Consider the following 18,905-nt stretch of genomic DNA (forward strand, 5'->3'; position numbering starts at 1 on the left):
GTCACCATTGCAGCAAGCGACCGTGGGGCGGCTCCTTCATCACGATGAAGCCGTAGTCGCCAATCAGGTAGAGGCGGTAATAGAGGCTGTCCACCAAGGGTGGATAGCCCATCAGACCGACATGGGTCGCGTTGCGCCGCTCGCGTTCTGCGACCACGTTGGTAATACCGGCCGAGGGCAGATTTTCGGCGAGCATGAAGTAATCGATGTTCAGCAGATATTGCAGCACCGGCAACTGTTTGAACGTACCCACCGCTCCCGCCAGCCAGCGGTCGGAGTACGTCACCGAGATATAAATCCGTTTGGCGTCGCGCAGTTCGCGATGGGATGAGATGTCGTGGCTCAGGCTGTAGAGCGCATTGCTGGCGAAGGCTTTCTCCATCGTCAGCACCCGGCCATAAGCGAAGGACAACGACAGCGTGGCCAGAAGCGGAATCGCCAACACCAGAGGCAACCGTTGATGCAGCGGCATCAACCCCAACCAGGCCAGATAGAACAGCAACATCAGCAGTACGCCGAACCCCATCAGGGTGCGTGCGCCTTCGTTGAAATCGCGAAACAACAGCGTCATGCCCGGCACCAGCAGCACAACAAACGGTAACGCCAGCAGACAGCTGAAGCTCAGGAGCAAACCCTTGGAGCGGGACATTTTGCGCTCGCGAATCTGCCGCCCCAACTGCACGGCGCCGAACACGGCGCACAGCACCAGCACAATAAAAATCGCCGTGTAGCCGCCGTGAAACAGCAGCGCAACCTTCTCCATCACCCGACCAATATTGATGCCGATCTGCAGCAACGGATCAGCGCTCGCGTTCAGCAGTTGCGTGCGCCCGGTCTCCGTGAAGGGATAGGCCGTGACGCTGTAGATCAACACCGCCAGCAACAGTTGCGCCAGCCGCCAGCCCGACTGGTGCCAGAGTTCATCCCACGGTACTCGCCGATGAACATTGCGCAGCATTTCCAGACAGCACAACCCGAGAAACACATTGAGGCTGATCTGATACAGCCCGATCGCCAGCGCCAGCAACACCGACGGCAACAGCCATCGCTGAATGCGTGAAGCGCCGCAAAAAGTGATCGCGTAAATCACCGCGACCAGACTCAACGCCATGCCGGCCCCGTCGTATTGATAGGACAGGTTCTGCAACAGGAACGGGTTGTACCAGAGCGGCAACGGCACCAGACAACAGGCCAGGGTCGATTCGGGGAAATAGTGGAAGGTCAGCCGGGTCAGAGCGAACGACATCGCTACGGTGGCGAGCAACAGCGGCAATGGGAAAATATTCGGCGCGGCGCCAGTGAAGGTCAGCGCCTGATACAGCCAGTCCATGAACAACCGCCCCTGCCCGGCCCACGCATTGCCGGCGGCCAGCGTGCGCCAGTTGTCGTCGATGTAGGGGAAGTCGGCGAGGATCAGCGGCAGGATGTACAGCAGCGTGGCGAGCAGGAAGAACAGCACGACCTGACGGCGGCCGAGTTCTCGTACGAGAAAATCGCTGAGCCTCATACCTGCGCCTCTGTTCACGGCTGCGCTGGAAACAACGTAGATAAACCTTCGAACATGACTCTGGATCAGAAGTCGTTTTTTGCGGTGCTTTCAGACCAGCGGCATCAACCTCGCACCCACGAAAAAGCCCCGGACTTTCGACCGGGGCTTACGAGTTTCAGCGCTGACGAATTAAGACGCCGAACGCACCGCGCCCTGGGACGCATCGCTCGGTTGCAGCTTGAACACGTAGAACAACACGGTCAGCAGCACCAGGAACGCCGGCCCCACATACAGCGCCACGCGAGTGTCCGGGAAGTACGCCATCAGGCCGACCACCAGCACCAGGAACGCCAGCGCCAGATACGAGCTGATCGGGAACAGCCACATCTTGTATTTCAGGCCGGCCCGTTCGCTGGCGCTCAGGCCTTTGCGGAATTTCAGCTGGGCCAGCAGGATCATCACCCAGGTCCAGATCGCGCCGAAGGTGGCAATCGAGGTCACCCAGACGAAGACTTTTTCCGGAACCAGATAGTTGAGCAGCACGCCCAGCAGCAGCGCGAAGATCGACAGCAGCAATGCGCGACGCGGTACACCGTTGCTCGAGGTGCGAGCGAAACCGGCCGGCGCCTGGCCGTTCTGCGCCAGGCTGTAGAGCATGCGCCCGGTGCTGAAGATGCCGCCGTTGCACGACGACAGTGCCGCAGTGATCACCACGAAGTTGATGATGCCGGCGGCGGTCTTGATGCCCAGACGTTCAAAGGTCATCACGAACGGGCTGCCCTGGGTGCCGATTTCATTCCACGGGTAGATCGACAGGATCACGAACAGCGCGCCGACGTAGAACAGCAGGATCCGCCAGAACACCGAGCCGATCGCATTCGGGATGGTCTTCTGCGGGTTCTTCGCTTCACCGGCGGTCAGGCCGATCATTTCCACGCCGAGGTAGGCGAACATCACCATCTGCAGCGACATCAACACACCCGTCACACCGTTGGGCATGAAACCGCCATGGGCCCACAGGTTGGAAATCCCCAGCGCCACACCGTCGTTACCGAAACCGAAGGCGATGATGCCGATGCCGCCAAGCACCATGGCGATGATGGTGACGATCTTGATCAGGGCGAACCAGAACTCGAACTCACCGAAGGCCTTGACCGCGATCAGGTTGATCGAGCCCATGCTGACCAGCGCCGCCAGCGCCCAGATCCAGCGCGGGACGTCGGGGAACCAGATGCCCATGTACACCGCCACCGCCGTGATTTCGGCGACGCAGGTCACCAGCCACAGGAACCAGTAGTTCCAGCCGGTCAGAAAGCCCGCCAGCGGGCCGAGGTAATCCTGTGCGTAACGGCTGAAGGAGCCGGCGACCGGGTTGTGTACGGCCATTTCGCCGAGGGCGCGCATGATCACCAGGATCGCCAGACCGCCGATAATGTAAGACAGCATGATCGCCGGGCCGGCCATTTCGATGGCCTTGGCCGAACCGAGAAACAGACCGACACCGATGCAGGCGCCGAGCGCCATCAGGCGAATATGCCGTTCACCGAGTTCGCGTTTGAGCGGACCGCCTTGAGCGGTTTCGCCATGGGGCGGGTGATTGCCGACTGGCATGGGGGACTTCCTCGTCTTGTTATTGGATGTGACCACCGAGTGTTCAAGCGTCGGCCGATAAGCCTGCGCCTGGGTAAAACCGGCCCTGCTTCGTGGGCAGGACCGTCGCGCAGAAGCAACCTGCGGGATCAGCGGGGCGTGCAGTATAAAAAGCTTGCGACAGGTTTTTTCACTCTATAAGGCATCTGATTCAGACGTAAACCTCGTCTATTGCGATGTTTACGAGACAAACCATCCTGCATTTCGAGGATTATTCACCGCGCAAATGGGCGCCGAGTATTGCACAGCAATGGTGCAACGTCATGCCGCGACCAAAGTCGCAGCTGCCTCAGGACCTCTCTGTTCCGGCCCTTTCAGACTTTCAATCACGTGCCGGAGAGCTGCAGCCGGATTTGCAGATTTGTTCAGGGTCCCACCTTCACAATTTTTTCACCCGCGCCAACCACCGACTAAGCTTCAGTCAAGTCCGATCAATCTGCGTGAATGGATCAATCGACTATGGGCGCTTTGTGGCAAACCGATTCGAGTGAAAAAGTGGTTCCGACTGAACGTGTGGATGAAGCGCCTGTACCTGAGAAACCCCGTCGTAACCGGCATGGGTGGAAGGCTTTCTGGCTCCTGTTGGTGATCATCGCGATTGTCGTGGGCCTGGCTGCGATGAAGGAAATGCGCACCTCGCGTTTTCAGTCCCGCGAGGTCAGCCAGTACGCCGCCAAACTCAAATACGAGTTGCAACCGGGCCCCAGCGAAGCGATCCGCTATCCGGGCAACGGGCCATTCGACCTGCGTCTGGGCTACAGCTCGCTGGACGAATTCCTGCCGCGGCTGATCAAGCGCAACTACGTGATCACCGAGCAGACGCGCTTCTCCCCGGCCCTGCTCAACTACACCGACAAGGGCCTGTTCGTGCCCTACTCCGAAAAGATCCAGGCCGGGCTGTCGATCACCGATTGCCGCGCCGCGCCGCTGTATCAGTACAACTATCCGCAGCAGCTGTACGCGAGTTTCGATTCGATTCCGCCGGTGGTGGTCAACAGCCTGCTGTTCATCGAAAACCGTTTTCTGCTCGACCCCAAGCAACCGATGGCCAACCCGGCGGTGGACTGGCCGCGCTTCGGCATGGCCGCGTGGTCGCAGGTCGCCAAGTTGCTGCACTTGCCGGGGCAGTCAGCCGGCGGCAGTACCCTCGCCACGCAGCTTGAGAAATACCGTCACTCGCCCGATGGCCTGACGGTGTCCGGCGCGGAGAAAATCCGCCAGATGATTTCCGCCAGCGTGCGCGCCTATCAGGGCGGCCCGGACACCTTGCCGGCGCGGCAGAACATCATTCGTGACTACCTCAACAGCGTGCCGCTGTCGGCGGTGCCGGGGCATGGCGAGGTGCACGGCATGGCCGAAGGCCTGCGGGTCTGGTATGGCGCCGATTTCAATGAGGCCAACCGCAAGCTCGCGAGTACCGAAACCGATCCGAAGACCATGGCGGACAAGGGCCTGGCCCTGCGCGAAATGCTCTCGCTGATGATTGCCCAGCGCCGTCCTTCGCATTACCTGACCAAGGGCCGCGAAGAACTGGTCGAACTGACCAACAGCCACTTGCGCCTGCTCAAACAGAACGGCGTGATCGACGCTGCCCTGGCCGATGCCGCACTGGCCAGCACCATCAGTTACCGCGACTGGCAGACCCAGCCGACGATTCAACCGATCGAAACCAACAAGGGCATCAGTGTCGCCCGCAGCCGGTTGGCGTCGATGCTCAACCGTCCGCTGTACGACCTCGACCGCCTCGACCTGTCCGCCACCAGCACCCTACAGGGCGAGCTGCAAACCCAGGCCACCGCCTACCTGAAAAAACTGGCCGACCCGGCCTACGCGACCGAAGTCGGCCTGATGGGCGAACGCCTGCTGACGCCCACCAGCACCACTCAGGTGCGCTACAGCTTCACCCTGTTCGAACTAACCCCCGACGGTTCGCGCGTGCGGGTGCAGACCGACAGCACCGACCAGCCGTTCGACATCAACGAAGGCAGCAAACTGGAACTGGGCTCCACCGCCAAGATGCGGGTGCTGACCACCTACCTGCAAATCATCGCGGAGCTGCATGACAAGTACGGCGCCATGACCGTGCCGGAACTGAAGAAAGTCGAGGTGCCGGATCAGGATCGTCTGAGCCAGTGGGTGATCGATTACCTGATCCAGAACAAGGATCACGACCTGTCGAAAATGCTCTCCGCCGCCCTCGACCGCAAATACTCGGCCAGCCCCGGTGAAGCGTTTTTCACCGGTGGCGGTCTGCATGTGTTCCACAACTTTCGCAAGGAAGACAACGGCCGCCTGCCGACCCTGCGCGATGCCCTGCGCGAGTCGATCAACCTGCCGTTCATTCGCCTGATGCGCGATCTGGTGCGCTACACCACCTACTCCGGCCCGAACAGCAGTGCGGAACTGCTCAAGGACGACCGCGACCCGAGACGTCAGGAATACCTCGCCTCGTTCGCCGACCGCGAAGGCACCTCGTTCCTGCTCAAGTTCTGGAAGAAGTACCGGAACAAGGACACTCAGGCCCGGCTCGATACCTTCCTCGACAGCATGCGCCCGACCCCGATCCGCATGGCCGCCGTGCACCGTTACCTGCTGCCCAACGCCAGCCAGGAAGACTTCAACACCTTTGTGCGCTCGCACCTCAAGGGCGTAAAAATTACCGAGAAACTCACCGACGAACGCCTGGAACGGCTCTATCTGGCCTACGGTCCCGGCACCTACGACCTGCCGGATCAGGGTTTCATCGCCAAGGTTCACCCGCTGGACCTGTGGATGATCGGCTACCTGCTCAACCATCCCGACGCTACCTTCAAGGACATCGTCAAGGCCAGCCAGTTCGAGCGTCAGGAAGTCTACAGCTGGCTGTTCAAGAGCAAGCACAAGGGCGCCCGTGACAGCCGGATCCGCACGATGCTGGAGATCGAGGCGTTCCTCGAGATCCATCAGCGCTGGCAGAAAGTTGGCTATCCGTTCGATCACCTGGTGCCGTCGCTGGCCACCGCCATCGGCAGCTCCGGCGACCGCCCCGCTGCGCTGGCCGAGTTGATCGGCACCATCCTCAACGACGGCGTGCGTATGCCGACCCTGCGCATCGACAGCCTGCACTTCGCCGCCGGCACGCCTTACGAAACCAAACTGGTCAATGACCCTCACGTCGGCAAACGGGTGATGCCGTCCGAAGTCGCCACGGCAATGCGCGAAGCGCTGTCGCAAGTGGTGGACTCGGGGACTGCCAAACGTGTTTCCGGCAGTTTCAAACTGACCGACGGAACACCGCTGACCATGGGCGGCAAGACCGGCACCGGTGACAACCGGATCGAGGCGATCGGCTCCGGCGGGCGGATTCTCAGCTCGAAGTCGATCAACCGCACGGCGACCTTCGTGTTCTACATCGGCGACCACCATTTCGGCACGCTCACCGCGTTCGTGCCGGGGCGCTCGGCGGAGAACTTCAAGTTCACTTCCGCCCTGCCAGTGCAGGTGCTCAAGGGCATGGCGCCGATTCTGATGCCGTACCTGCAACCGGGCAGTGATTCGCAGTGTCTGGCGCCGCAAGTGGCGACGGTGGCATCCACAGCGGACTGAATTATTTCGAGGTAGTAGTTATGTGTTTTATGCATTTCAATATTCAATCAATCAGGTATTAACCCGACACTTCGGCAGCAGGCTTTTAAACTAATTAATCCACCCATTGAACGTTAGGCTGAGAATTCTTCACTTATTCAAGGCCTGCACAATGACTGCAACATCCTTATATAAAGGGCAACATTACGACTTAATTAAATCGCGTATCGATCCGGTCTTCAGCGATATGCAGTTACACCGTGCCCATGCGCTAGGCAATACGCCCCTCCAGCTTGAATCCTGGATGACCGATGCGTCGGCCGGCGAGCTGGAACGAATGTCGGCCGATAACCGCCGGGCGTGGGGTGCGCAGAACCGAATCGACCGCCTTCTCGGGCGTCTTCAGGATGTCTACGCTTTCGCCGAGCCCTTGCTCAAGGCCAGGCTGCTCGAACAGTTCCAGATCGATGTCGACGTCAAGAATACTTATCTGAGGCTATACGCTTCGGCTCAAACGCCCTGGTACGTCCATAACTTCAACAAAGCCTCCAAAGCCAGAACGGTTTCGATGCTTGATGCGGCATTGCATAACTTTGCACGCGACGAGCACTATCAAAACTATTCGACTTTTATTACCAAAACCGACGTCGCACGCGACTTGTTCGACTCCTCGCCGATCAACCTGACAATCAGCGTGAGTCAGTTTCAGGCCTTATGCCGGGAACTGGACATTGGCGCGCGCTACAAGCGCCATCTCGAGACAGTGCTGCTGGACAAGGAACCGGTAGCAGAAACGTACCTGCGCACGCGGGTCGAGCAGAGCCAACAAGCGACGCTCAAGGCCGCCGCGCAGATGGCGCGGCTCAAAAAAGACATCGGTCACAGTGCCCATGCGCTGATCCGCGAAGTGCTGCTTGGCCGTCAGAATCTGCTACTGGATGGCCAGGCGATGCAGGTTTGCGACCTGGGCATGATGGATCTGAGATTCACCGGCATCCTGATCATCCGGCCGGATCCGGAACAGACGCAACGCTCACAGAAAATGATCGCCTATGTTCCCCACGACCCGGAGCACCCGCTCAAGGAATACGCCTCGACCCTGGACTTCATGCAAGAGCTGACCCGGCAACTTCGGGCCAATGCGACATCACCGTCCTCCGGGCTCAGCTACCGGCAGTTTTTCAGCCAGTTTGTCGATCATGAACAGCGCGGGCATTTTTTTGCCGGGCTCGAACAACGTCTGACCTACGTTAAATGGTATTCGCAAGAAGCGGGCGATTCGCGTCCATCATGGCGGGAAACACCGGTGGAGAAACCGCAACTGCAATTCAGCGCACCGCCGATCCTTTCGCCGCTGTGGAAGTACCTCTTCGAGCAGCGACTCAACAAGATTCTCAACGACGCACGCGCGATTGCGGTGGCGACCGCGGTCGCTGACAGCAAGGCTCGCTGGGCCTGGTGGGAGAATGTCCTGAAGATTGCCGGCGATATTCTAAACGCGTCGTTGTTCGTCTTGATGCCGTTGGTGCCGTATCTGGGCGTTGGGATGCTGGTCTACACGGCTTTCCAGCTGACCAGTGAAGTCATCGAAAGCGCAGTGGATTTTGGCTATAAACACTGGATCGAGGCGGCGCAGCATGTCGTCGGTATCGTCATTGATGTGGTGCAACTGGCGGCATTTGTCGTCGGGGGACTGGCCGCCAAGAAAATCTTGAAACTGTCGCCACTGATCGAAGGCATGAAACCGGTGACGGGAGACGACGGAAAAATCCGCTTGTGGCACAACGACCTTAGGCCTTACGCGCAAACAGACAGTGCTCCACCACCCGCATCAAAACCCTCCACATCCGGGTTATATCGTCATTCGGACAAAGTCCTGCTGCCCCTCGACGGTCGGTATTACGAGGTGAAATATGACCGCAAAAACGGTCGCCACCGCGTTCAGCATCCGACTCGCCCAAAAGCCTACTCGCCTCAGCTGCGCCACAACGAACAGGGCGCATGGGTGCACGAGGGAGAAACACCACAGGACTGGGAAGACTCGATTTTGATGCGTCGGTTGGGTCACCGCGTGGACGGATACAGCGATACCGAACTGGGATACCTGCGCAGCATCAGCGGCACCTCACCAGAATCACTGCGCCGGATGTACATGGACAACGCGCCGCCACCGGCACTGCTGGCCGATACCCTGACTCGTTTTCGGACCTGGGACGAAACCCGCAACGTCGGCCAGCTGATTCGCTCGGGACAACCACTGGCCCCGACCGCCTATTGGTTCAGCCGAATGGTGCCGGACATGCCGGGCTGGCCTGCCGACAAGGCGCTGAAGGTATTTGAAAGCGCTGACTCGAGCGGAAATTTTCACCTGTACGGCAACCCGCAAGCGACAACCGGACAGACGCTGAGCATTGGCATGCCCGACCTGTTGGCTGGCAAGCTGCCCGAGCGGCTGACGGACTTTCTCGACGACGCCGAGATGCAGTCGTTGCTCGGCCGCAGCTACCCCAGAGCGCAACGGGCTCAGATGCTGCGCAACCAACTGGCGGATGCGGTGGAGACGCGCACCCCGGAAATTTTCAACTATCAATATCAAGCCAATGATCACCTTGGCGACGCCCAGGTCCACTTGCTGCAACAACAGTTTCCACAGCTGCCCTCCCGGGTCGCCGAGGCGCTGCTGAAGAACGCGACGCCGGCCGAGCAGGCCATCATCCGCGAAGAACGGCGGATTCCGCTGCGCCTCAAAGACCAGGCCCGGGAAAGTACTTTTGAAGTCAGTGCGGCGCGTGCCACTGAAGGATTGTATGAGCCGGCATTACGGGTGCCCGATACCGAGCGATTGATTCTCGGCGCTCTGAGGCAACGCACCGATGCCTTCGCTGATCTGCGCATTGAAGTACGTGAGCTTTTTCATGACGGCGCGCTTCGCTGCAGTGTCGGCAACGAAAAGACCGGCACCGTGCGCGTGCTGGTCAGGGATCAGCGGGGCCGCTATGAAGTGCGCGATGACCAGGACAACAGTCTGCATCCGCCTGCAGACCTGTATGAAGCCATTCTGCTGGCCCTGCCCGCCGACAAGCGGGCCGCGTTGGGCTACCGCGTCGGCCAGGGACAATCGCTCAAACAGTGGGTGCAAGTCATGAGCGAGCGGCCTGCCGAACGCAGGACGTTGCTCGCACGGCCGCCCATCCGCCCTAAGGTTCCTCTGCAAACCGAGCTGCTGCTGCGCGGGCCGGGGCACTCGAAAACGGCGCTGAGCGTAGAAGAGAAAGTCGCAAACCTTTATCCGCATTTCGATCAGGCCGAAGCACTCGCCTTCACCCGTTCCCTGCAGGCGAACGGTGATCCTCACTCGCAGATCAAATTGTTCGATCAGCAGATTCGACAGCTCAAGCAGACGCTGGAAAGCTGGCGTCAGCGCTATCTGACCGAATGGGATCCCGAAAGCCCTGACAGCAATATCCCGCGCGCCTACTGGGACTATCAGCACAACGGCGGCCAATTTCTCGCCGATCGCCTGCTGGAGTGTTTCGAACGCAAGTCCGAAGTATTCGGCGAGCGCAGTCTCAGCGTGCAGGAAGGTTATCGGCTGGACCTGTCCAGCGAATGGCTGCCCAAGGATATCGAGCGTTGGTGGCGGCAGCTGCCAGAGGAGCTCAAACCCTGGCTCGAACAGGTCACGACCGTGAATCTGGACGGCTCGACCTTCTCCACCAGACCCAATGGTCTGTTGAAGGATTTGCGGCATGTCCGCCAATTGAGTGCCAGAAACTGTGGACTGAGTTCACTGCCGGAAACCATCGGCCAGATGCAGCAGCTGGAAACCCTGCGCCTGAACGACAACCAGATTCAACTGACCCCTACCACCGCCGAACAACTGCGCAACATGACGCGCATGGAAACCCTCAGGCTCGATCACAATCCGCTGGGGCTTGCGCCGAATGTCGAGCGCATGCCCAGACTCAAGGTACTGAGCCTGATCGACACCGGCCTCGAAGGCTGGCCACCGGGGTTGTTCGACAAGCCCCGGCCACGCGGTTTTTTCCTTGATCTGGGCGCCAATTCGCTCAAGCGCATCCCGAATGTGCCGCAGGGTTCCGACAGCGCACGGTTGATTGCCCGCAGCAGGGTTTATGCCGACAGACTCTCTGACGCGGTGCGAGTCCGGTATGAACAATACAGGACCTCTGTCGGCATCCCGCCGCGCATGACCTACTCCTTGGAAGCGGAAGATCTGCTGGAGCTCTGGCCCGTTTTCGTCGATACCTCGTTGCGCAATGAAACGGCCGGCGTTGGCGCCTATCGGCCTGAAGCCTGGCACGAGCTCGCCGAGGAGCCGAATTCCGACGGTTTCTTCACGATCATCGAAGATCTTACCCACTCGGCAGACTACACGGCAGGTGGCAAAGCCAATGATCAACTGACCGATCGCGTGTGGCGGATGATCGGCGCCATGGAGATCGACACGCCATTGCGCGAAGAGCTGTTCCTGATGTCGACCGATCCCGAAGGTTGCGCGGACGCCGGCGCACAACTGTTCAACAACATGGGGGTCAAGACACTGGCCTCTGAAGCCTACTCATACTCGACCAACCGGGCCGAGCTCGAGCGCAAACTGGTGACGCTGGCCAAAAGCGCATCGCGACTTGATCAGGTAGGCGAAATCGCCCGCGCCGACATTCGCACTCGCGGTGGCGATCCCGATGAGGTCGAAGTGCACCTGGCCTATGAAACCGGGCTGGCGAAAAGTCTCGACTTGCCCTGGCAGTCTGAAGACATGATGTTTCGCCCCACCGCCGGCGTCGATAACCAGACGATCGCCACCGCTCGCGATACCGTGCTCGAACGCGAGGCAGGCGACGGACTGGTCAACCAGATGATTGAACAGCCGTTCTGGGAACGCTATCTGCGCGACAACTGGCGCGGCGAAATCGAATCCAACAAGCGCGTGCACCTGGAAAAATTCGACTGGCTGGATGACTTGCGAACAGCCCAGAAGCAATGGGTGCAAGCGGCTGACCTGCCGCCGGCACAGCGTGCAGTTCTCAAAAAGAACCTTACGGAGCTGGCCGACAGACTGTCGGTGCCACACAAGGAAGTGCTCACCGGGCAAGCCATGAGCGATGCCACCTATGAGCGATTGCTGCGTGACATCGGCTACCAGGAAAAACAGTTGAGCCGACAGCTCACCCGCGAAGCCATGAGCCGGGCCGGGATCTGAATACGCTGCCCTGAAGGTAAAAACCTTCAGGGCATCGCAGCGTTCTAGACCTCCGAATCCCAGATCACCGTGACGTTGCCGACGTAGCGTTTACCTTTCCCGGGCTGGAGCATCTGTTCGACATGGGCACCCGGAATCTCGAAGTGCAACGTGGCCGGCGCGCGTTGCATGAAACGGGTCGGCTGGAACGCCATGGCATCGGGACTGTTGCTCAATGGACGGCGTTTGACCGGTTGGCCCGCCGTGTCGGCAATGCTGTCGGGCAGGCTGACGCTCAGGAAAACCTGCGCGTCGGTCGCTCCGCTGACCGTGTCGCGCAATGCGCAGGAGCCGACGGCGGCGTACTCGCATTCGAAGTACATCTTGAAGCGTGAGGACGCCGAAATATTGAAGGTCTGGTCGCGAAACAAGCGGGTCGGTTTGCTGCCCTGCTGCAGCCAGGCTTGCCAGCCGCCCTGGGGTACCAACGCAATTCTGTTGCCGCCGGGCGGGATGTCGACCTTCAGCACATGTTGCACGTCGAGAAGAATCCGGAAAGTCAGGCTGGAGGTGTCAGGCAACAGGTTGTTACCGGCATCGATGTCCTGACCTGGACCCACACCATAGGTGAGCTCACCGGCGTAAATCCCCGCCGACATGCCCAGCGGATTCGGTGTGCGAAGTTCATAGGCCACGTCGAGATAATCGTAAGTCATCCACGGGACTTCGAACGCGGACTGTTTGCTGCACACGCCGTCGGACGGCGTAAACCAGAAAAACCGGTAAAACTCCGGTCCGTATGAGGCCATCGCCCCGTCTTCACAAGGTCTGGGCGCCCAACCCCAGCCCCTGCGAACCCAGAGCGCATTATGTGATTCATAATCGCCCGAGACACCGGTCAGGTTGCTTGCCGTATCACTAAGGACATAACGCGAACCAAATCCGCCGATCCGTACCTCTACCGTCTCGGCTTCACCGGTGACGATATTGCGCACCGTCAGGCCACGCCATTGCGCCGGCATCCTGAACATCGCGCCATCGCGCTCGGCGCTTTCCGGCCGAATTGCCTGCACCGAGGTGAAGCGCAACGGCAGCGAGATCCCCATCAGGTTGTAGCGTCGGCAGTCATTGGGGTATTGGCCGCAGTAGCCGCTCTGCGGCGTCTGGTTGATGAAAGTGTTGCTCTGCGGGTTGGCGGGGTCGGGAACGTAGGTGGCGCGAATCTCCTGAGTGATTGCCAACACTGGCGCGGAAAAAATACTCCCGCAAAAGCAAATCGCACTGATCCTTGAGCACTTGCGTACAGCTGAAGCCATTGGCTGTTTCCTTGCCTGTCAGGTCGGTTGTCCTTGTCCGGCGAGCGCTGTTCATCCTGTCGGCGCCGCCACGTTGAACACGATATTGACGGTGCCGTTGTATTCGCCCGGCTTGTAGCCGCCCGGTTGCTCGCGGGGCACGATCTCCAGTTGCACGCGACTGCCCGCCATCGCTTCCTCGGCCGAAACCACTTGCCGGGGCGTCGGGTCCTGGGTGAGTTCCTTGCCGTTGAAACTGACATGCAACACGATGTTGTCGCGTGAATCGCCACCGGCGGTCAGGTAAGGGAAGCTTTCGAGCCGCGCTTCAATGGCACTGCCGTCGGTTTTCACATCGAAGCTCTTGCGCAACCCGAGCAACGTCGAGCTGTGGATATCCCATGGCAGGGTCTGCTCGCGATGAATCCAGTCGGCTTCGCTGGGGATCACGTAGAAACCCAGGGTCGGGATATCCACCGATACTTCGAAAGTATGTTTTTCCCGGGCGGCGAACGCTGCCGGATGAACCGACGCCGGCAGGCTCAGGCACAGCACGATGGCGACTTGCTTGATCATCTGAGGAACCTCTGCGTGGATGACGGTGCGCGATCAACTTCCCGGTGCCCGAGCGTTGAACAACAGCATCACCGTGCCGTCGTACTCCCCCGGTTTGAATCCGCCGAGCGGCTTGATCGGGTCGATTTCCAGCAAAACCCGCTTGCCCGCTGCCGCCTCGGCCTGTGACAGCACTTCACGCGGGCGGATGTCTGACCCCAGCACCACACCGTTGAATTTCACATGCAACAGAATCTCCTCGCCCGTCCGGCCGTTGGACATCGAACCCGTGCGTTCCAGACGCGCTTCGATGGCACTGCTGTCGTGGCGCACGTCGAACGACTTGCGCAAACCACGCAAAGTCGAGGTGTTGTAATCCCAGAGCAACCGCTGCGGGCGGTGTATCCAGTCGGGCTCCGCCGGAATGACGTAGAACGCCCGGTCGGGAATGGTCAGAAACACCTCGAAGTTCAGTTCTTCCCGGGCGGCAAAGCCCGGGATACTCGTCAGTGCGGTGAAAGCCATCAGTGCGGCAACGGCGCATTGCTTGTTCATGATCGATACCTGGCGCGTCTTCGTTGCAGGCCTTAGCGGCGTGCAACCCTGAGGTCTTTCTTGTTATCGCCTTCAACCAGTCTGAAGCGGTATTCGCGACCGGCTTCCTTGTCGAAGGCAAAGCTCTTGCCGGCCATCACGTGGTGCTTGGTGGTCGCGCCGCAATCGGTTTCATCGCTCAGCGAACAGTTCTTGAACTCGTCGACCACCATCACCGTGTTGCCGTTGTTGCGGATCTCGTAGCGCTCGGGGCTCTCGTTGATCACCGTGTCGAAGCGCGCGTTTTTTGGCCGTACAAAGAACACGATGCCGAACCCCGTCATGACGTTGACCCCGGCCGACAGCGACTTTTTGTAGTCTTCGCGTTCATCGTGGGACACCACGAATTCATCTTCCTTTTCCGGCACCACCGGCACGAAGCGCACCCGGAAATAGCGCTCGCGATCCCGTTCGCCCATGTAAAGCAAGCGCGTGCCCTGCACGCCCTGAGCCGGTACGATCAGCCGCGCCGGGCTGGCCATGACGCCGTTGCGCGAAGCGCCGTCAGCCGCGTTGACGACGGGAATTTCCTGCGGCTTGCCGTCGGCGTCATAAACGATTTCCAGCACATTGATCTTGACGAACGCCGTGCTGTCGCCGCTGTTGAAGACCCGTTTGAGATAGGTACTTTTGTCACCGTCCAGATAGTCGTAAACCGTGCCGACATTGATCTGCGGCCCGCCATGGGCCGTCAGGCAAAACATCCCGGACAGCAACAGCAAAAACATTCGAGTCATGGAACCCAACCTCGTGAAAATGAAAAATGGCCTGCCCCGGAGGTTCATACTTCCGAGTCGAAAATGACGGTGACGTTGCCCCACAGCGTGCCGTTCATGCCGGGCTTGAGCAGGGATTCGATCCATCGCCGAGGGATCTGGAAACGCAGGGTGCCGGGTTTTCTGTCAACGTAACGAGTGGGCTCGAACGGCCCAAGCCAGGTGTTGTGCGACAGCGTTCCGGACCAGCCGCCACTGCTGCCGGGCCCGGCGATGCCATCGGGCAGGGTCAGCCTGACCTCGAACTTGGAAAAACCCACTTCGTTGTTGCCGATGCCGCACTCTGTGCCGCCCAGCGAGTTGCAGATCATCATCACCTTGAAGCGCGACGAGGCCGATATGTGAAACAGTTGATCGCGATAGATGTCGGTGGGCATACGCCCCGTTTCGATCCAGCTCCGCCAGCCGCCGGGCGGTTCCATGGTGACCTTGTCGCCGCCCGGTGGCAGGCTGACTTTCAGCTCGTGCTGCACATCAAGCACAAAGTCCAGAGTCAGGCTGGCGTCATCCGCCCGAAAGAAAGGCCCCATGTTGAAATCCGCGCTGCCGGGGCCGACGCTGTAGGGCAGCGAACCGGTGTACACACCGGTCGCCATGCCCAGCGGGTTGGGTGTGCGCAATTCGTAGGCGACATCGAGATACTCGAGTTCCATATGCCCGACGTCGAAGGCTGCCACCTTGTTACAACTGCCCAGCACGGGGGTTTTCCAGAAAAACTTGTAATTGGTGAGTGATGAAACGCCGACACCGCTGTACTGGCAGGGTGGCGCGGCATAAACCCAGGAACTGCCCACCCACAATTTGCGATGCCCTTCCATGTAGTCGGTTTCGCCTGTGAGTTCGGTGACAGGCTTGCTCAAGTGATATCGCGAGCCAATCCCGCTGATTCGAACCTCCACCGGATGGGTCTGCTGAGTCTGCTGGTTGGTGACGTTCACGACGCGCCAATCCGCGGGCACCTTCACCCACACGCCATTGGTGGAAAACATCGGCGTGAAGGTCGAGAAGCGGATCGGTACCCGGATACTGAACATACCCTGTTGGGCGCATTCGCCCGGGTATTCTGCGCAATAACCGCTGTTCGGCGTCTTGTTGATGAAGACGTTCTTGTTTGGCTGTGTCGGATCCGGCTGGAACAACGCGCGGATTTCCTGATTCGCCGCTTCGGCCGACGGCAGGCTCAGCGCCGCGAGCAAGCTCAAATATCTGGTCAGCTTTTTCACGCTCAACCCGCCTTCTGATCGGTAAAGGTCGCGTCGGCCAGGGTGTCCGGCGTGCAGCGCAGATCCCCGATCATCAACACGTTGTTTTCGCTGCGATGCTGATTGGCGTCGAGGCGGAACTGGCACAGCAGGCGGTTATCCTGGCGCACCTCTAGAGTTGGCGATCCGGCGTTCATTTCCATCGAGAAGAACCCATCGACCTCGGTCACCCCGCGACTCGCGTGGTTGATCACGTGATGTCCCTTGAGTGGCTGGCCCTGTTCGTTGACCAGCCGTCCAAGCACGGTCAGGGTTTTCATCACGCGGATCTTGCGGTAATCCACGCCGCCCTTGTTCAGGTGATAACGGGTGCGCCCTGGTTCGATGGTGGCGGCGGGCACGTTGTTGCCCTCGAAGTCGAAGCTCACCGAGCTGTTCTGATAGGCCGTGATCGGGATGAAGTTGCGCCCCGGTTTCAGCGCGGCGCTGCCGCCGCTGAAGTCGTCGGCGCGCAAGGAAATACCTTCGATGTCCGACTCGACATCAACGATCATCCCCGCCCCGCGCATTTCGTACTCGCTGGTCATGAGCATCTGCTGGCCGCCGACGACCAGTGTGCTGTCGAGGTTGAGACCGCCGGTGAAATTGCCGTTGTAGGACGAGCGCTGGATGAAGCCGTCGCCATTGACCGTATCGGTGCGAAAGTTGGCCAGGCCGGAAGCGCCGATGCCGTAGGTGTCGGTCAGCGCCGTCACCGAGACGTTCTGCAGGAGGTGCCCCTTGAGGTCCTTGCGCCAGCCGATGGAGGCGTTGTTGTCGCGGCCGCCATCGCGGTCGGTGCGCGAACCGATGCTGCCGGTGATCTGCTCGCCGGGGGCGCCCAGCGCCATGTTGAGGCTCAAGTCGACCCCGCGATTGCGCGCATCGCCACTACTGAAACTGCCCGGCCGGTCGAACAGCGACAGACGCCAGTTGGCGTCATTGCCGAACAGCTCGCTGCGCCGGGTCCAGCCCAGATCGACGCCGACGCCTTCGACATTGCCTTCGCTGTGGGAGACCCGTGCGTTGAGCGAATTGCGGCTGTTGAGCCGGTGGTTGAGCGCCAGCGACGAGTTGCTGGTTTCGCCGATAAACACATTGCGCTGACGCACCCGGGTGCCGTCCGGCAGGGTTTCGTACTGGTCGGTGGTGTCGAGCCAGCTGCGGTTGTGGCTGATCACCAGACTGCCGGAGCCGTAGTTGTAAAGGCTCTGCAAATCGAGGCCGGTGCCGTGATCCTCGGTCTTGTAGACGTTGGCATACAGGCTGATGTGATTGGCCAGGGTCCAGTCGATGGACGTGCCGTATTGCAGCTTTTCGCGAATCTGCCGCGCCGACAGGCCGAGGATCACTCGCGGGTGCAGCAGGTAATTGAGCGAAGCACCCGCCGTAGGGCTGCCACTGGATTGTTGATCCCAGTTGCTCAGCAGTTTCTGTTCTTCGCCGGCAAACAGGTTGTAGCGCCAGCGCTCGTCGAGGTTGCGCCAGTTGCTGGGCTTGTACACCAGCTCCTGGGTGCTGGACGTGATCTGGCCGTCTTCGATCAACCGCACTTCCACCTCGTAAATGCCACCGGGCAGCGGCCGGGTGTCGAGGGTCTGCAAACCGGCGGGTATCGATTGGGTGTTGACCAGCAGACCGTCGCGCCAGATCTCCACCGAGCCTTGGCGATTGGCGGTGACGTAGATCGGGTACACGCTGGGCGCCGCGTTGTTGATTGCCAGGCTGTCGGAGCTGCCGTACATCACGCCGACGGCGGTATCAGGGCTGGTGCCGAACGTGCGGGGCTGGCGGGTCAGCCCTTCGGAATTGGGGGTGAAATAGCCCAGGCGAAAGAAATTGCCTTGCAGTTCGCGCTGGGTGTAGAGCTCGTGGACGGCGTGATAGAGCTTGTCGTCCGGGCCGCCGAGGCGAGCCATCTGCATGTTGAAGGTCTGGCTCCAGTTGCCCAGGCTGCCGCTGGCTTCGAGGCCGAAACGCCCGCCCAGATCCTGGTCCTGACCGCCATTGAAGTTGAGCTGGTTGCGCACCATCAGGCCGCTGCTGCCGCCTTCGGGTTGATCATGAAAACGCTTGGTTTCCAGGTCACGCTCGGCGTTCTCGGTGAGAATCGAGAGCAGCGAGTTTTCCAGGTTGTAATGCACTGCCAGCACCTGATCGGGGCAGGAGCCGGTGCACGCGCCCAGCGGTACGCCGGGTTTGAGATAGGCCGCCCACTTCTCGCGTTCGGCGGGGGTGTAGCGGTTTTCGCTGGTGTTGGTGAATTCCAGCAACGTGACGCGATCATCACGGGACAACACCACCATGGCCTCCCCCAGCGGTTGCTGATCGAGCTCGACCCGCACTGCCAGCGGCACATCGAAAAAGTGCTCTTCGAAATCCGCCGGCAAACCTTTGGCCTGCGCCAACAGACTGCGCGGAGTCGTGCCGGCGGGTTCGGAAGCGGCCGCTGCGCTGGCACAAAACAACAGCGCAAGCGCAGCCGCGATGGGTGTCATCGGGAACATGAACTCGTACTCTGATTTACAAAAGTTGAAG

Annotated in this window: 10 protein-coding genes; 2 read left to right on the forward strand and 8 right to left on the reverse strand. The window is 60.1% G+C overall.

The window, feature by feature from the left end:
* Nucleotide 1: 1 nt before the first annotated feature.
* Together AC1Q9F_RS11595 and AC1Q9F_RS11600 are read right to left on the reverse strand one after the other, a co-directional pair.
* Nucleotides 2-1,507, reverse strand: coding sequence for a glucosyltransferase domain-containing protein (locus tag AC1Q9F_RS11595; protein ID WP_492619877.1), 1,506 nt, complete (start codon nt 1,505-1,507; stop codon nt 2-4).
* Between the two features lie 171 nt (nt 1,508-1,678).
* Nucleotides 1,679-3,100: an amino acid permease gene (locus AC1Q9F_RS11600; RefSeq protein ID WP_085606790.1), complete on the reverse strand. Its 1,422-nt coding sequence runs from the start codon at nt 3,098-3,100 to the stop codon at nt 1,679-1,681.
* Between the two features lie 498 nt (nt 3,101-3,598).
* Between AC1Q9F_RS11600 and AC1Q9F_RS11605 the strand changes: the two genes are divergently transcribed.
* On the forward strand, nt 3,599-6,724 hold the full coding sequence (locus AC1Q9F_RS11605) for a transglycosylase domain-containing protein (RefSeq protein ID WP_492619876.1): 3,126 nt from the start codon (nt 3,599-3,601) through the stop codon (nt 6,722-6,724).
* 151 nt (nt 6,725-6,875) lie between these two features.
* Nucleotides 6,876-11,927, forward strand: a complete 5,052-nt coding sequence (locus tag AC1Q9F_RS11610) for an NEL-type E3 ubiquitin ligase domain-containing protein (protein WP_492619875.1) — start codon at nt 6,876-6,878, stop codon at nt 11,925-11,927.
* 44 nt (nt 11,928-11,971) lie between these two features.
* Here the strand turns inward: AC1Q9F_RS11610 and AC1Q9F_RS11615 are convergent, their stop codons facing one another.
* Genes AC1Q9F_RS11615 through AC1Q9F_RS11640 form a run of 6 tightly spaced genes read right to left on the reverse strand, consistent with a single transcriptional unit; the run spans nt 11,972 to nt 18,874 of the window.
* A complete protein-coding gene (locus AC1Q9F_RS11615) occupies nt 11,972-13,222 on the reverse strand; it encodes a hypothetical protein (RefSeq protein ID WP_492619874.1) in 1,251 nt (416 codons plus the stop codon).
* Between the two features lie 51 nt (nt 13,223-13,273).
* A complete protein-coding gene (locus AC1Q9F_RS11620) occupies nt 13,274-13,777 on the reverse strand; it encodes a CS1 type fimbrial major subunit (RefSeq protein WP_492619873.1) in 504 nt (167 codons plus the stop codon).
* 33 nt (nt 13,778-13,810) lie between these two features.
* Nucleotides 13,811-14,311 carry a CS1 type fimbrial major subunit gene (locus tag AC1Q9F_RS11625; protein ID WP_492619872.1) on the reverse strand — a complete coding sequence of 167 codons (501 nt, stop codon included), beginning with the start codon at nt 14,309-14,311 and terminating at the stop codon, nt 13,811-13,813.
* A 32-nt stretch (nt 14,312-14,343) separates the two neighbouring features.
* Nucleotides 14,344-15,087, reverse strand: coding sequence for a molecular chaperone (locus tag AC1Q9F_RS11630; protein ID WP_492619871.1), 744 nt, complete (start codon nt 15,085-15,087; stop codon nt 14,344-14,346).
* A 44-nt stretch (nt 15,088-15,131) separates the two neighbouring features.
* Nucleotides 15,132-16,349 (reverse strand): hypothetical protein, encoded by a 1,218-nt coding sequence (locus tag AC1Q9F_RS11635; RefSeq protein WP_492619870.1) that lies wholly within the window; start codon nt 16,347-16,349, stop codon nt 15,132-15,134.
* A 2-nt stretch (nt 16,350-16,351) separates the two neighbouring features.
* Entirely contained in the window at nt 16,352-18,874 is a 2,523-nt protein-coding gene (locus AC1Q9F_RS11640) for a CS1-pili formation C-terminal domain-containing protein (protein WP_492619869.1), read from the reverse strand.
* Nucleotides 18,875-18,905: the final 31 nt, after the last annotated feature.

The sequence above is a fragment of the Pseudomonas sp. GW823-FHT04A03 genome, assembly GCF_058796615.1.

Bases quoted from the DNA above. Each gene is read 5' to 3' on its own strand.
- AC1Q9F_RS11610 (WP_492619875.1), top strand. From the start codon at position 6,876: ATGACTGCAACATCCTTATATAAAGGGCAACATTACGACTTAATTAAA.
- AC1Q9F_RS11620 (WP_492619873.1), bottom strand. From the start codon at position 13,777: ATGATCAAGCAAGTCGCCATCGTGCTGTGCCTGAGCCTGCCGGCGTCG.
- AC1Q9F_RS11605 (WP_492619876.1), top strand. From the start codon at position 3,599: ATGGGCGCTTTGTGGCAAACCGATTCGAGTGAAAAAGTGGTTCCGACT.
- AC1Q9F_RS11600 (WP_085606790.1), bottom strand. From the start codon at position 3,100: ATGCCAGTCGGCAATCACCCGCCCCATGGCGAAACCGCTCAAGGCGGT.
- AC1Q9F_RS11625 (WP_492619872.1), bottom strand. From the start codon at position 14,311: ATGAACAAGCAATGCGCCGTTGCCGCACTGATGGCTTTCACCGCACTG.
- AC1Q9F_RS11615 (WP_492619874.1), bottom strand. From the start codon at position 13,222: ATGGCTTCAGCTGTACGCAAGTGCTCAAGGATCAGTGCGATTTGCTTT.
- AC1Q9F_RS11630 (WP_492619871.1), bottom strand. From the start codon at position 15,087: ATGACTCGAATGTTTTTGCTGTTGCTGTCCGGGATGTTTTGCCTGACG.
- AC1Q9F_RS11640 (WP_492619869.1), bottom strand. From the start codon at position 18,874: ATGTTCCCGATGACACCCATCGCGGCTGCGCTTGCGCTGTTGTTTTGT.
- AC1Q9F_RS11595 (WP_492619877.1), bottom strand. From the start codon at position 1,507: ATGAGGCTCAGCGATTTTCTCGTACGAGAACTCGGCCGCCGTCAGGTC.